Genomic DNA, 14,272 nt, shown 5'->3' with positions numbered 1-14,272 from the left:
CGCTCATCCGCCGGGATGGGCGCCAGGCGCGGCGGCGCGTTCCGCGGCATCGCGGAGCGCCTGCGCGCCCGTGTGGCCGGCTCGACCTACAGTGATGCGCATGTCCAGCACGAAGCCGACGCGCCCGATCGCGCCCAAGAGCCCGGCGAAGGGCAAGCAGACCGCTGCCACCACCAAGGTGCAGCGGCAGGCGCGCGCGACGAAGGCGCAGCCCGTCTTCGAGGACGACGGCCCCGGTCTCGGCCAGCGCGCCTGGATGGGCCTCGCGCACGCCACGGGCGGCGCCGCCCGCGTGTTCGGCCGCGAGGAGCTGGCCAAGGACGAGCGCCGCGACGGCGTCCCCTTCTTCCTGACCCTGCTGGCGATCCTCGGCGCCGTCGTCGAGTGGATCATGCCCGCCAACGCGGTCGCCGAGGCGATCTCCGCCTACACCTTCGGCGGACTCTTCGGCCAGGTGGCGGTCGCGCTCCCGGTGGTGTTCGTGCTGCTCGCGCTCTGGATGTTCCGCCACCCCGCGTCCGTGAGCGACAACGGTCGCGTCGGCGTCGGCCTCGTGCTGCTGCTCGTCTCGGTCGCCGGTCTGTGCCACGTGATCGCGGGCATGCCGGATGCGTCGCTCGGCATGCCCGCACTGGCCGACGCGGGCGGCATCCTCGGCTGGGTCGCCTCCGCGCCGCTCGCAGCGCTGCTGCAGCCGATCGGCGCAGGCATCGTCTGCGGCATCATCGCCGCGCTCTCGGTGCTCGTCGTCACGCGCACAGCGCCCAACCGCATCCCGCAGCGCCTCGTCGAGCTCTACGGCTACCTCTTCGGGGTCGACACCGGCACCGAGGAGGAGCGCGAGGAGTCCCGCCGCGCGCGCCGCGAGGCCAAGGAGCTCGCGAGGGCGGAGGCCGCGGAGGCAGCCGAGGAGGAGCCCGTGGAGGGCGCCGACGCCCTGCCGTTCTGGCGGCGCAACGCGACCGGCCGCGAGGTCGACCCGCCCTACGAGGGCGTCGAGGCGCTCGATCTCGGCGACGCGCACGAGCTCCCCTACGACAGCCCCGTGGTCGTCGATCGCGAGCTGCCGACCACGCGGGTCGCTGCCGTGCCGGCGAACCCCGTCGAGCCGCGGCCAGGCGATGCAGTCGGCGTCGACCACGACGACTACGCGACCTCCGTCCTGGCCTCCCTCGAGCACGCGGAGGAGGCGATGCGCAAGCACACGGGCGAGATCGTGGCGGCCGACGGCGGCGACACCGCGCTGGACGCACCGACCTCCGGCGAGGGCGCAACCGCAGCAGCAGCGGCGCCTCAGCGCGAGCGGCCCTACCGACTGCCGTCGATCGCGTCGCTCGGCCAGGGCGACCCGCCCAAGGCGCGCTCGCAGGCCAACGACGACATCGTGGCGGCGATCACGCAGGTGCTCTCGTCCTTCAACGTCGACGCCAAGGTCACGGGCTTCTCCCGAGGCCCGACCGTCACCCGCTACGAGGTCGAGGTCGCCCCGGGCGTCAAGGTCGAGCGGGTCACCGCGCTCTCGAAGAACCTGTCGTACGCCGTCGCCTCGAACGAGGTGCGCATCCTCTCGCCCATCCCCGGCAAGAGCGCGATCGGCATCGAGATCCCGAACCCCGACCGCGAGACGGTCAAGCTCGGCGACGTGCTGCGCTCGCGCGCGGCCGCCGACTCGAAGCACCCGATGACGATCGGCATCGGCAAGGACGTCGAGGGCGGCTTCGTGGTCGCGAACCTCGCGAAGATGCCCCACCTGCTCGTCGCCGGCTCGACCGGCTCCGGCAAGTCGTCCTTCGTGAACTCGATGATCACGAGCCTGCTCATGCGCGCGACGCCCGCAGAGGTGCGCATGGTGCTCGTCGACCCCAAGCGCGTCGAGCTGACCGCCTACCAGGGCGTGCCGCACCTCATCACCCCCATCATCACGAACCCGAAGAAGGCAGCGGAGGCGCTGCAGTGGGTCGTGAAGGAGATGGACATGCGCTACGACGACCTCGCGTCGTTCGGCTACAAGCACATCGACGACTTCAACGCCGCGGTGCGCGCGGGCGAGATCGTGCTGCCCGCAGGCAGCCAGCGCACGCTCAAGGCCTACCCCTACCTGCTCGTCGTGGTCGACGAGCTCGCCGACCTGATGATGGTGGCGCCGCGCGACGTGGAGGATTCGATCGTGCGCATCACCCAGCTCGCGCGCGCCGCCGGCATCCACCTCGTGCTCGCGACCCAGCGCCCCTCGGTCGACGTCGTCACCGGGCTCATCAAGGCCAACGTGCCGAGCCGCTTCGCCTTCGCGGTCTCGAGCGTCACGGACTCGCGCGTCATCCTGGACCAGCCCGGTGCGGACAAGCTGATCGGCCAGGGCGACGGACTGTTCCTGCCGATGGGTGCGAACAAGGCGATGCGCGTGCAGGGCGCCTGGGTCGAGGAGGCGGAGATCCAGCGCGTCGTGCAGCACGTCACGGGGCAGGCTCGGCCCGAGTATCGCGACGACGTCGCCGAGGTCGCGGAGAAGCGCGAGATCGACGCAGACATCGGGGACGACCTCGAGGATCTCTGCGCGGCGGCCGAGCTCGTCGTCTCGACGCAGTTCGGCTCGACCTCGATGCTGCAGCGCAAGCTGCGCGTCGGCTTCGCCAAGGCCGGTCGCCTCATGGACCTGATGGAGTCGCGCGAGATCGTCGGCCCCTCCGAGGGTTCGAAGGCCCGCGACGTGCTCGTGCCGCCGGACGGCCTCGCTGCCGTGCTCGCCTCGCTGCGCGGCGAAGGGCCCGCCGGCGGCCCTGCGCCCGCGCCTGCGCGCGCACCGACGCAGGCGGCAGCAGCCTCGGCCGCGCCGGCGGTCGCCGCCGCGGACGACGATCCCGTCGACGCGCCCCTCGGGGACGGCTCGTGGAGCCAGGCCGACGACCCCTACGCCGATCCGTTCGACGACGCCAACGCCGCTGGCCTCGAGGTGGTCGAGGCCGAGGGCGACGACGGCGAGGACGCCTGGTCGTTGACCGGCCGGGACTGAGGAGCCGTTCCGCATGGGGATCCTGAGCCCGTGGCGCGGGCGCGTGTGGCGACGCGGTGACGAGCCCGCCAGCGTGGCGAGCGTGCCGAACCTGATCTCGGTCGCGCGCATCCTGCTGACGCCGGTCTTCATCGTCGTCGCGCTCATGAACCCGGAGCCCGGTCTCGCCCGCACGCTCGGTGCGGTGCTGTTCGCCGTGCTGATCGCGACCGACTTCGTCGACGGGCAGATCGCTCGCGGTCGAGGCCTCGTCACCGACTTCGGCAAGCTCATCGACCCCATCGCCGACAAGGCCATCACGGGCAGCGCGTTCGTGGTGCTGTCGGTGCTCGGCGAGCTCGACTGGTGGATCACGGCCGTGGTGCTGCTGCGCGAGTGGGGCATCACCGCATACCGCCTGGTGGTGGCCAACCAGGTCGTGATCGCGGCAGACTGGGCTGGCAAGGCGAAGACGATGGCCCAGGCGATCGCGCTGCCGCTCGCGCTGGTGCCGGTGCAGGCCTGGATCGGTGAGCCGGGCGTCTGGATCTGCACGATCACGATGACGATCGCGGTGGCGCTCACGATCTACTCGGGCGTCGAGTTCGTGATCCACGCGGTGAGAGGGCGACGATGACCGAAGCGGCAGGGCGCGCGACGCGCACGACGAGCACGGACGCCGACCGCAGCGGCGGCACGCAGGGCGGCGACGGTGCGCGTGGCAGCAGCGAGGCGCGGGGCTCGTTCGCCACGGTGCGCGAGATCTCGCAGCTCGCCGCCTCCATCGTCCCGCGCGCGGCCGCGCGAGGGGTCACGATCGCGGTCGCGGAGTCGCTGACCGGTGGCCTCGTCGCCGCGACGCTGGTGCGCATCCCCGGCGCCTCCGGGGTGCTCCGCCTCGGTGTCGTCGCCTACGCGACCCCGATGAAGCAGGAGGTGCTGCGCGTCCCGGCGCAGCTGCTCGCCGAGCGGGGCGCCGTCGACCCCCACGTCGCGATCGCCATGGCGCGCGGGGTGCGCCAGCTCGCGGCCGTCGATCGCTCGGAGTGCACGATCGGCATCGCCACGACCGGCGCGGCCGGGCCCGGCTCCCAGGACGGCCGCCCGCCGGGCGAGTTCCACATCGGCCTGGAGATCGAGACGACGGATGGACGCGTTGCGCTCTCCTCCTCGCACCACGCCACCGGCGACCGGGAGGCGGTGCGCGCTGCGGCGCTGCTCGCAGCGCTACGAGCGCTGTCCTCAGCGCTCGACCGCACCGACCTCCCCATGCACAGCGAATCCACAACCTGACCTGGGCGCGCTGCGGAATGCGTGATGTGACATGGGTGTTGTCAACTTCGTGGGCATCACGGCAGATCGCAGGAGAGCTGCCAGTAGGCTGATGCATCCGACCACGGTGAAGGGGGAGACCATGGTGCTGGTTCGACAGGAGATCGGCGATGTGCTGCGCGACACGCGGCTGCGCCAGGGCAGGACGCTGCGTCAGGTCGCGTCGCGCGCGTCGGTGGCGCTCGGCTACCTGAGCGAGGTCGAGCGAGGCCAGAAGGAGGCCTCCAGCGAGATCCTCGCATCGGTCGCCGAGGCGCTGGACGTGCCGCTCTCGAGCGTGCTGCGAGAGGTGGGGGACCGTCTCGCCGTGCTTGAGGGGCTCACCTTCGGCGAGCTCGACTCGCTGTCCACGACCGTGCCGGACACGCTGCCCGCCGACATGGTGGCGGAGTTCGACCCGGTGCACTGAGCGGTGCGGGCGAGCGAGCTGCAGACCGCGGTCGCCGACGAGTTCGGCGCTCTCGGCTCCGTGCTGATGACCGATCTGACGCTCAGCAGCCTCGGTGGCCGGACGGGCGCCGAGGCGCTGGCCGCCGGAGTCTCCGCCCGGGACGTGTGGCGGGCGCTGTGCGACGCGAAGGACGTCCCGACGCAGCGGCGCCATGGCCGCGGCCTCCAGGAGCCGCAGCGCTGATCTCGGCCGGGTCGGTGCGGTCGCCGCATGCGCGACACGCCGCCGATCGTTCGAAGATGCGTTCGATCGACGCGTAGGCTGCAGAGGTACGAGAGGCCCGCCATCCACAGGCGGGCCAACGGGTCGCACCCATGTCAGTGGCCCGACGTACCGTGAGCGCACAACACCAGCCATGCACGGCGAACGGAAGGCCAGCAATGCCCACACCCGCAGACCGCGAGAAGTCGCTCGAGGCGGCGCTCGCACAGATCGACCGCCAGTTCGGCAAGGGGTCGGTGATGCGCCTCGGGAGCGAGGACCGCGCGCCGGTCGAGGTCATCCCCACAGGCTCCATCGCACTCGACGTCGCGCTCGGCGTGGGCGGCCTGCCCCGCGGTCGCATCATCGAGATCTACGGCCCCGAGTCCTCCGGCAAGACCACGCTGACGCTCCACGCGATCGCGAACGCGCAGCGCAACGGCGGCATCGCGGCGTTCATCGATGCAGAGCACGCGCTCGACCCCGAGTACGCGAAGAAGCTCGGCGTCGACATCGACGCGCTGCTCGTCTCGCAGCCCGACACGGGTGAGCAGGCGCTCGAGATCGCTGACATGCTCGTGCGCTCGGGCTCGATCGACCTCATCGTGATCGACTCCGTCGCCGCGCTCGTGCCTCGCGCCGAGATCGAGGGCGAGATGGGCGACAGCCACGTCGGCTTGCAGGCGCGCCTCATGTCCCAGGCGCTGCGCAAGCTGACCGGTGGCCTGAACCAGACGCAGACGACGATGATCTTCATCAACCAGCTGCGCGAGAAGATCGGTGTCTTCTTCGGCAGCCCCGAGACGACCGCGGGCGGCAAGGCGCTGAAGTTCTACGCGTCGGTGCGGCTCGACATCCGTCGCATCGAGACGCTGAAGGACGGCACCGACGCCGTCGGCAACCGCACCCGCGTCAAGGTCGTCAAGAACAAGATGGCCCCGCCCTTCAAGCAGGCGGAGTTCGACATCCTCTACGGCGTCGGGATCTCGCGCGAGGGCAGCTTGATCGACTTCGGGGTCGAGCACGGCATCGTCCGCAAGTCGGGCGCCTGGTACACCTACGACGGCGACCAGCTGGGTCAGGGCAAGGAGAAGGCCCGTCAGTTCCTGATCGACAACGCAGACCTGGCGCTGCAGATCGAGCGCCAGATCCTGGGCAAGCTCGGCGTCGGCGCGGCAGGCAAGGCGATCGCGGCCGAGCAGCAGGCAGCCGTCGAGTCGCTCGATGCGCGCAGGCAGGAGCGCCAGGGCGCGTGAGCGACCTCGAGCGGCGCGACCGCGACCGGCGGTTGGCAGCCGTGACCGAGCTCTCCACCTGGATCGCCTCGAAGGAGGACGATCCGGTGGAGGCCCGCACCTTCGCCCGTCACGCGGGGTGGCCGCCGTCGGACGACGATGCCGACGAGCGCTCGGAGGCGGTCGACGAGCCTGCGGAGGCGATCGACGAGGAAGCGGCGCGCTCGATCGCGCTGCGGGCGCTCGGGCGCCGCGCGGCCAGTCGACAGGAGCTCGATCGCACGCTCGAGCGGCGCGAGGTGGGACCGGAGGTGCGCGACGCCGTGCTCGACCGGCTCTCCTCCGAGGGGCTGGTCGACGATGCCCAGCTGGCGCAGGACTACGCCGAGCGCCTCCGAGAGCGCAAGCGTCTCGGTGAGCGCGGCGTCGCGGCCGAGCTGCGCAAGCGCGGTCTCGACGCGGCTGCGCTCGAGCCGAGCGATGAGGATGCCGAGCTGCAGCGCGCGGTCGACGCTGCGAGCGAGCGGCGCAGGCGCATGGGCAGCCTCGACGACGCCACCGCGGAGCGCCGATTGGCAGGATTCCTGCAGCGCCGCGGCTTCGGCGGTTCGGCGGTGCGCATCGCCATCGAGCGGAGCCGCCCGACAGGCCCGCGCTTCCGCTGAGCCGGCGGTCGTCGATCGGTGCACGGGATCGAGGCGTCCGCGCGCTCAGGTGCAGGCCGTGCATCCTGGGCTATGTTGAGGCCATGAAGAAGACCAGGATCCTCGCGCTTCCGGCCGTCGCGGCCGTCTCCCTGCTCGCCCTCACGGGCTGCTTCCAGGCGCCGCCCATCGGCGGCACCACACCTGACACCAGCACCGAGGACTCGGGGACCGAGACCGAGGAGGGCACCGAGACGCAGGCGCCCGATGACGGCGCCTCGGTCGACCTGACGGACACGGCGTGGTCGGGCACCGACTCGGCGGGCAACACGATGGACCTCGTGCTCGAGGCGGACGGCACCGTCCTGCTCAACGACTGGAACGAGCAGAACTGGGATGAGCCGTCGGACACGTGGGTCGTCGATGGCGACCAGATCACGATCTTCATCAGCGGGATCCAGGACATCCAGAGCCTCGAGTACACCGGCACGGCCGAGCTGGGAACCATGAACCTGAGCGGCGTCGACGGCAACGGCGACGAGGGCTACGACCTCACGCTCGAGCAGGGCTGACCTCCTTCCACTTCGACGCCGCCTCGAGCCACGGCTCGGGGCGGCGTCGTCGTGCGCCGGTATCCTGGGGAGCATGTCGCTGACCGCGCCGCCGCGCACCTACGAGGTGAAGACCTTCGGCTGCCAGATGAACGTGCACGACTCCGAGCGGCTGCGTGGCTCGCTGGAGGATGCGGGCTACCGCGAGGCGACGGACGGCACGCCCGATGTCATCGTCATCAACACGTGCGCGGTCCGCGAGAACGCCGACCAGAAGCTCTACGGGCACCTCGGACACCTCGCGAAGACGAAGCGCGAGCGGCAGGGGTTCCAGATCGCGGTCGGCGGCTGCCTCGCGCAGAAGGACCGGTCGACGATCATCGAGCGGGCGCCGTGGGTCGACGTGGTCTTCGGCACCCACAACATCGGCTCGCTGCCGACACTGCTCGATCGCAGCCGACACAACGGCGAGGCCGAGGTCGAGATCCTCGAATCGCTCGAGGTGTTCCCCTCCACCCTGCCGACGAAGCGCGAGTCCACCTACGCCGGCTGGGTCTCCATCTCGGTCGGCTGCAACAACACCTGCACCTTCTGCATCGTGCCCTCGCTGCGCGGCAAGGAGCGCGATCGGCGCCCGGGAGAGATCCTCGCGGAGGTGCAGGCGCTCGTCGACGACGGGGCGGTCGAGGTGACGCTGCTCGGGCAGAACGTCAACTCCTACGGCGTCGAGTTCGGCGATCGCCTGGCGTTCGGCAAGCTGCTGCGCGCCGCGGGTGAGGTGGAGGGCCTCGAGCGCATCCGCTTCACGAGCCCGCATCCGGCCGCCTTCACCGACGACGTCATCGATGCGATGGCCGAGACCCCCGCGGTCATGCCGCAGCTCCACATGCCGCTGCAGTCCGGCTCCGATCGCATCCTGCGCGCCATGCGCCGCTCCTACCGCTCGACGCGGTTCCTCGGGATCCTGGATCGCGTGCGCGAGCGCATCCCGCACGCCGCGATCACGACCGACATCATCGTCGGCTTCCCCGGCGAGACCGAGGAGGACTTCGCCGAGACGATGCGGGTCGTCGAGGCCTCCCGCTTCGCCTCTGCGTTCACCTTCCAGTACTCGATCCGACCGGGGACGCCTGCGGCGACCATGCCTGACCAGGTGCCCAAGGCGATCGTGAAGGAGCGCTTCGAGCGACTGGTCGCGCTGCAGGATCGCATCTCGCTCGAGGAGAACCAGCGCCAGGTCGGCCGCGCGGTCGACGTGCTCGTGTCGGTCGGCGAAGGCCGCAAGGACGCCGAGACGCACCGCCTGAGCGGGCGCGCGGAGGACAACCGGCTGGTGCACTTCATGCCCGGCGAGCAGCAGCCGCGGCCGGGCGACGTCGTCACGGTCGAGGTCACAGCGGCCGCCACGTTCCACCTGATCGCCGACGGCGCCCCTCTGGCGCTGCGACGCACGCGCGCCGGCGACGCGTTCGATCGGGCGCAGGCCGAGAGCTGCGGCGTGCCGAGCCCGTCCGGTGCCGCAGCGCAGCCTGCGGGCCCCGTGTCGCTGGGCCTGCCGACGCTGCGGCTGCCGTCCGCTGCCACCGGCGCGTGACGCTGATCGCCGTCGTCGGCGCGACCGGCACCGGCAAGACGGGGCTGTCGCTCGACGTCGCCGACGAGCTGGTGCGCCTGGGCGCTCGGGCAGAGATCGTCAACTGCGATGCCATGCAGCTCTATCGCGGCATGGACATCGGCACCGCGAAGGCCACCGTCGCCGAGCGCCGCGGGCACCCGCATCACCTGCTCGACGTGCTCGAGCCCTGGCAGGATGCCGCGGTCGCCGCCTATCGCGAGGCCGCGCTCGCCGCGCTGGCCGACATCGAGGCCCGCGGCGCCGTGCCGATCCTGGTGGGCGGCAGCGGGCTCTACGCCTCGAGCGCCCTCTACGACTTCGCCTTCCCCGCCACCGACGAGGCGCTGCGCGCGCAGCTCGAGGCGCAGCTCGAGCGGGAGGGCGCCGGGGCGCTGCACGCGCGGCTGCTGCTGGTCGACGCCGCCGCCGCGGAGGCGATCGGCCCCCACAACGGTCGCAGGCTCGTGCGCGCGCTCGAGGCCGTGACGCTGACGGGAGAGCCCTTCCGCGTCGGCCTGCCGCCGGAGGAGTCGATGCTGCGACCGACGCTGATCCAGCACGTGCGGGTCGATCGCGCGGTGCTCGTGGCCCGGCTCGACGAGCGCGTCCGGCGGATGTGGGAGCTCGGCATCGTCGACGAGGCGCGCGCGCTGCGGGAGCGCGGCATCGAGCGGGGCACGACCGCGCAGCAGGCGATCGGCTACCGCCAGGCGCTCCAGCAGCTCGACGGCGCGCTGACCGCCGCGGAGGCGATCGAGCAGACGCAGGCGCTGACGCGACGCTACGCGCGCCGACAGGTCTCCTGGTTCCAGCGCTACCCCGCGGCGCCGCCCACCGATGCCACCAGCCTCGCGCGCGCCGTGCTCGATAGCCTGGAGCCATGACAGCGCTGCGCACGGGAGCTTTCGCCAAGGGGCACGGCACGGGCAACGACTTCGTGCTGATCGCCGACCCCGACGGCTCGACGCCGTTGACCGCGGAGCGCGTGCGCCAGCTCGCCGACCGCCGGTTCGGCGTCGGGGGCGACGGCGTCATCCGCGCGGTGCGGGCCGGCGCGACCGGCGACCAGGCGCTCGACGACGCCCCGGCCGGCACCTGGGCGATGGACTACTGGAACGCCGACGGCTCGCTCAGCGAGATGTGCGGCAACGGCGTGCGCGTCTTCGTGCGGTTCCTGCTCGAGGAGCAGCTGGCGGAGCTGGAGGACGGCAGTGCCATCGACGTCGCCACGCGCGCCGGGACCAAGCGCGTGGTGCGGCGCGGTGACCTCCTGTCGGTCGACCTGGGCCGCTTCGAGCTGGGCGGTGACCGCCTGGTCGCGGCGCACGGGCTCGACGTCGCCCGCCCGGGGCTCGATGTGTCGACAGGCAACCCCCACGTCGTCGTCGCCCTCGCGAGCGAGGAGGAGCTCGAGGCGCTCCAGCTGCACGCGGCCCCCGCGCTCGACCCGGTCGCGGCATCCGGCGCGAACGTCGAGTTCGTCGTCCCCGGCGCGATCGCCGACGGCATCGGGGCGATCCGCATGCGCGTGCACGAGCGCGGCTCGGGTGAGACGCTCTCCTGCGGCACGGGTGCCGTCGCAGCCGCCGTCGCGACGAGGCACTGGTCGGGGGATGCGGCGGATCGCTGGATCGTCGACGTGCCGGGCGGCAGGCTCGAGGTCGAGGTCGACGAGCGCGGCCACGCCTGGCTGACGGGGCCCGCGCAGATCGTCTTCCGCGCCACTGCGGCGCAGCCCGGCGCCGGCGCCGCCGCTCGGCCTGCGACGGACGAGCCCGAGAGGATCAGTCCGGTGCTGTGACGGCGATGATGCGGTACGTGCGCTTGGAGTCGGCGCGCTCGACGTCGAAGTCGGCGAAGCGCTCGGTCAGCCAGCGCAGCAGCGAGTCGGCGCCCAGGTGCTTCTGCACCACGAGCCAGGCGGTCGCGCCCGGAGCGAGCCGGGGGATCCACGTCTCGAGCAGCTCGTGCAGCTGCTGCTTCCCGATGCGGATCGGCGGATTCGACCAGATCGTCGAGAAGCGTACCGATGCAGGCACGAGCTCTGGTGTCGCCGGCGTGATGTTCGATAGACTGAGCAGCTCGGCATTCCGCTCCACGAGCGAGAGCGCACGGGCGTTGACGTCGACCGCCCACACGCTCGCCTCGGGGGAGCGCGTCGCGAGGGTCGCGGCGATCGGTCCCCAGCCGCAGCCGAGATCGAGCAGATCCCCGCGCTCGGGAGGCGCGGGAACCGCATCCAGCAGCACCTCGGTGCCGACATCGAGTCGGTCGCCGGAGAACACACCGGTCGCCGTGACCATCTCTCGCTCACGGCCGTCGATCGGCACCCGGATCGTCCGGACCGACTTGGGCGCGACGGGATCGGGAGAGAAGTAGTGGTCCGGCACGGACTCGACAGTAGCGAAGGAACAACGATGGCAGAACCGCAGGACGCGGGCACCGGCGCCGACGCCGGACAGGAGCACGGCCGCGCGACGGAGCGGATCCTCCGCTGGGCGCAGCCGACGGACGGCGAGGTGCGGGCGCGAGCGCAGGCGCTGCAGGGCGACGATGCCTTCAGCGACACCGACGGCGAGCAGCTGGAGCGCGCAGATCGCGCGGCCCTGCGCCGCGTCGACGGGTTGCGCACCGAGCTCGAGGACGTCACCGAGGTCGAGTACCGGCAGCTGCGGCTCGAGAACGTCGTGCTCGTCGGTGTGTACTCGGGATCTGCGACGGATGCGGAGAACTCGCTGCACGAGCTCGCGGCGCTCGCCGAGACCGCTGGGGCGCAGGTGCTCGACGGCGTGCTGCAGCGCCGGCCGAACCCCGATCCCGCCACCTACGTCGGCCGGGGCAAGGCCGACGAGCTGGCGACGATGGTGAAGGAGCTGGGTGCCGACACGGTGATCGCCGACAGCGAGCTCTCCCCGAGCCAGCGACGCGCGCTCGAGGACCGCGTGAAGGTGAAGGTGATCGACCGCACCGCGGTGATCCTCGACATCTTCAGCCAGCATGCGAAGAGCCGCGAGGGCAAGGCCCAGGTCGAGCTGGCGCAGCTCGAGTACCTGCTGCCGCGCTTGCGCGGCTGGGGCGAGTCGATGTCGCGCCAGGCCGGTGGCCAGGTCGGCGGTCAGGGCGCCGGCATGGGATCGCGCGGACCGGGTGAGACGAAGATCGAGCTGGATCGCCGCCGCATCCACACCCGCATGGCGAGGCTGCGCAAGCAGATCAAGGGCTTCGCCCCCGCGCGGCAGGCGAAGCGCGCGAACCGCGACCGCTTCGAGGTGCCGGGGGTCGCGATCGCCGGCTACACGAACGCCGGCAAGTCGTCGCTGCTGAACCGCATCACGGGGGCCGGGGTGCTGGTGGAGAACGCGCTGTTCGCGACGCTGGACGCGACCGTGCGGCGCGCGCAGACGCCGGACGGTCGCGAGTTCACGATCGCCGACACGGTCGGCTTCGTGCGCAACCTGCCGCACCAGCTGGTCGAGGCGTTCCGCTCCACCCTCGAGGAGGTCGCGGAGTCGGAGGTCGTCGTGCACGTCGTCGACGGCAGCCACCCAGACCCCGCATCGCAGATCGCCACGGTGCGCGACGTGCTGGGGGAGACCGGTGCGCGCTCGATCCCGGAGATCGTCGTGTTCAACAAGGCCGACCTGATCAGCGACGACGACCGCCTGGTGCTGCGCGGGCTGCAGCCGGATGCGATCTTCGCCTCCGCGCGCACCGGCGAGGGCGTCGACGCGATCCTGGCGCGCATCGCCGAGGTGCTGCCGCGCCCCGAGGTCGCGGTCTCGCTGCTGGTGCCCTTCGATCGCGGCGACGTGATCGCGATGCTGCACGACCGCTTCGAGGTGCTCGATGAGCGCTACGAGGAGGCCGGTACCCGCGTCGACGCCAAGGTCTCCGAGGCGGCGGTGAGCCAGCTGGCGGCCTTCCGCGTGTAGCAGCAGGCTGCAGCGATGACGAAGGCGCGGACCCCGTGGGGCCCGCGCCTTCGTCGTACGACGCTCAGACGGAGCGCAGCACCGCCACGACCTTGCCGAGCACCTCGGACTCGTCGCCCAGGATCGGCTCGAAGGCCGAGTTGCGCGGCAGCAGCCAGGTGTGGCCGTCGCGCTGCTTGAACACCTTGACGGTCGCTTCGCCGTCCAGCATGGCCGCGACGATGTCGCCGTTGACCGCGTCGCGCTGCTGGCGCACCACCACCCAGTCGCCGTCGCAGATGGCGGCATCGATCATCGATTCGCCGACCACCTTCAGCATGAAGAGGTCGCCGCCGCCCACGAGCTGCTTCGGCAGCGGCATGACGTCCTCCACCTGCTCCTCGGCCGTGATGGGGATGCCGGCCGCGATGCGGCCGACCATCGGCACGAAGGTCGCCTGGTCCATGCTCCCGACGGAGGGGTCGAGCTCGTCGGGGACGAGCACCTCGATCGCGCGGGGCCGCGCCGGATCCCGCCGGATCATGCCTGCCAGCTCGAGCTGCCCCAGCTGGTGCGTGACGCTCGAGAGCGAGGAGAGGCCGACGGCGTCGCCGATCTCTCGGTAGCTCGGCGGGTACCCGCGCTGCCGCACGGCCTTCTGGATGACCTGCAGGATCGCCTGCTGCTTCTCGGTCAGCTGCCTCGTCATACCGCTCCGCTCCTGCCGATCCCTGGGCCCGAGCGCCCGCGGACGGGCGTGTGGGTGGTCTGGGATTGACTGCTCCTGGTTCGAAAGCGTATCCGACGGAGCGCTCGGATCAAACGGATGTTCGAGCGTGTCGTGGAGAAACTCCGCGATATCCCTTGACGCATCCGGCGGATCGAAGATAGGTTCGAAACAGAGATTCGCAGGCGGTGCTCCCGGCCGAGCACCGCCTGCGGGTCCAGACCGAAGGAGCATCGATGACTGCCATCGCCACCGCCGCAGTGACCAGCGCAACGCCTGGCACGCGCATCCGCATGACCGCTCGCGGCCGCCGCGCGCTCGCCCTGCTGGTCGCCGCCCCCGTGCTCGCAGCCGGCGCGCTCGCCGGCGTCGGGCTCGTCGGCGACGCCATCTCCGGCGCTGTCGCATCCTCCTCGACGGAGGGTGTCGAGCTCGAGCAGATCTCCGTCATGCCCGGCCAGTCGCTGTGGCAGATCGCCCGGTCGGTCGCGCCCGAGGCAGACCCTCGCGATGTGATCGCCGAGATCGAGCTGCTCAACGGCATCGGCGGATCCATCCAGCCCGGCGAGCTGCTCGCCATCCCCGCGCACTACTCGCGCTGAACGTCCCGCCCCGT

15 protein-coding genes are annotated in these 14,272 nt (G+C 71.7%); 13 read left to right on the top strand and 2 right to left on the bottom strand.

The annotated features are described in order from the left end of the window. Positions 1-94: 94 nt before the first annotated feature. The 11 genes from AA0Z99_RS07175 to dapF all read left to right on the top strand — a co-directional run bounded on the left by AA0Z99_RS07175 (position 95) and on the right by dapF (position 10,819). The gene (locus AA0Z99_RS07175; RefSeq protein ID WP_413316330.1) at positions 95-3,010 is read left to right on the top strand and encodes a DNA translocase FtsK; all 2,916 of its coding nucleotides are present in this window, start codon (positions 95-97) and stop codon (positions 3,008-3,010) included. Between the two features lie 13 nt (positions 3,011-3,023). Then, a complete protein-coding gene (gene pgsA / locus AA0Z99_RS07170) occupies positions 3,024-3,626 on the top strand; it encodes a CDP-diacylglycerol--glycerol-3-phosphate 3-phosphatidyltransferase (RefSeq protein ID WP_413316328.1) in 603 nt (200 codons plus the stop codon). Next, positions 3,623-4,282 (top strand): CinA family protein, encoded by a 660-nt coding sequence (locus AA0Z99_RS07165; protein WP_413316327.1) that lies wholly within the window; start codon positions 3,623-3,625, stop codon positions 4,280-4,282. Before pgsA ends, AA0Z99_RS07165 begins: the two co-directional genes overlap by 4 nt. A gap of 121 nt (positions 4,283-4,403) precedes the next feature. Beyond that, complete coding sequence (locus AA0Z99_RS07160) at positions 4,404-4,730, top strand: helix-turn-helix domain-containing protein (protein WP_413320803.1); 327 nt, start codon at positions 4,404-4,406, stop codon at positions 4,728-4,730. A 3-nt stretch (positions 4,731-4,733) separates the two neighbouring features. Next, positions 4,734-4,955 carry a DUF3046 domain-containing protein gene (locus tag AA0Z99_RS07155; RefSeq protein ID WP_413316325.1) on the top strand — a complete coding sequence of 74 codons (222 nt, stop codon included), beginning with the start codon at positions 4,734-4,736 and terminating at the stop codon, positions 4,953-4,955. Between the two features lie 197 nt (positions 4,956-5,152). Further along, the gene (recA, locus tag AA0Z99_RS07150) at positions 5,153-6,229 is read left to right on the top strand and encodes a recombinase RecA (RefSeq protein ID WP_413316323.1); all 1,077 of its coding nucleotides are present in this window, start codon (positions 5,153-5,155) and stop codon (positions 6,227-6,229) included. Continuing rightward, positions 6,226-6,873 (top strand): regulatory protein RecX, encoded by a 648-nt coding sequence (locus AA0Z99_RS07145; protein WP_413316321.1) that lies wholly within the window; start codon positions 6,226-6,228, stop codon positions 6,871-6,873. The genes recA and AA0Z99_RS07145 overlap by 4 nt, the downstream gene beginning before the upstream one ends. Before the next feature lie 83 nt (positions 6,874-6,956). Then, positions 6,957-7,424 carry a hypothetical protein gene (locus AA0Z99_RS07140; RefSeq protein ID WP_413316320.1) on the top strand — a complete coding sequence of 156 codons (468 nt, stop codon included), beginning with the start codon at positions 6,957-6,959 and terminating at the stop codon, positions 7,422-7,424. Between the two features lie 73 nt (positions 7,425-7,497). Then, positions 7,498-8,997 (top strand): tRNA (N6-isopentenyl adenosine(37)-C2)-methylthiotransferase MiaB, encoded by a 1,500-nt coding sequence (miaB, locus tag AA0Z99_RS07135; protein WP_413316318.1) that lies wholly within the window; start codon positions 7,498-7,500, stop codon positions 8,995-8,997. Next, a complete protein-coding gene (gene miaA / locus AA0Z99_RS07130; protein ID WP_413316316.1) occupies positions 8,994-9,902 on the top strand; it encodes a tRNA (adenosine(37)-N6)-dimethylallyltransferase MiaA in 909 nt (302 codons plus the stop codon). The genes miaB and miaA overlap by 4 nt, the downstream gene beginning before the upstream one ends. Continuing rightward, on the top strand, positions 9,899-10,819 hold the full coding sequence (dapF, locus tag AA0Z99_RS07125) for a diaminopimelate epimerase (RefSeq protein WP_413316314.1): 921 nt from the start codon (positions 9,899-9,901) through the stop codon (positions 10,817-10,819). Before miaA ends, dapF begins: the two co-directional genes overlap by 4 nt. On the opposite strand, the gene AA0Z99_RS07120 is transcribed toward dapF, so the two are convergent. After that, complete coding sequence (locus AA0Z99_RS07120; protein ID WP_413316312.1) at positions 10,803-11,408, bottom strand: class I SAM-dependent methyltransferase; 606 nt, start codon at positions 11,406-11,408, stop codon at positions 10,803-10,805. The genes dapF and AA0Z99_RS07120 overlap by 17 nt on opposite strands. A 27-nt stretch (positions 11,409-11,435) precedes the next feature. Here AA0Z99_RS07120 and hflX point away from each other — a divergent pair, with 27 nt between their 5' ends. Continuing rightward, the gene (gene hflX, locus AA0Z99_RS07115; RefSeq protein ID WP_413316310.1) at positions 11,436-12,950 is read left to right on the top strand and encodes a GTPase HflX; all 1,515 of its coding nucleotides are present in this window, start codon (positions 11,436-11,438) and stop codon (positions 12,948-12,950) included. A 64-nt stretch (positions 12,951-13,014) separates the two neighbouring features. On the opposite strand, the gene lexA is transcribed toward hflX, so the two are convergent. After that, a complete protein-coding gene (gene lexA, locus AA0Z99_RS07110) occupies positions 13,015-13,638 on the bottom strand; it encodes a transcriptional repressor LexA (protein ID WP_413316308.1) in 624 nt (207 codons plus the stop codon). A 254-nt stretch (positions 13,639-13,892) separates the two neighbouring features. Between lexA and AA0Z99_RS07105 the strand changes: the two genes are divergently transcribed. Continuing rightward, positions 13,893-14,258: a hypothetical protein gene (locus AA0Z99_RS07105; RefSeq protein WP_413316306.1), complete on the top strand. Its 366-nt coding sequence runs from the start codon at positions 13,893-13,895 to the stop codon at positions 14,256-14,258. Positions 14,259-14,272: the final 14 nt, after the last annotated feature.

The organism is Agrococcus phoenicis, assembly GCF_047302415.1.
In the GTDB taxonomy this organism is placed as follows: Bacteria; Actinomycetota; Actinomycetes; order Actinomycetales; family Microbacteriaceae; genus Agrococcus.
The sequence above is the reverse complement of the archived record's forward strand: the minus strand, read 5'-3'. Positions and strand labels throughout refer to the sequence as shown.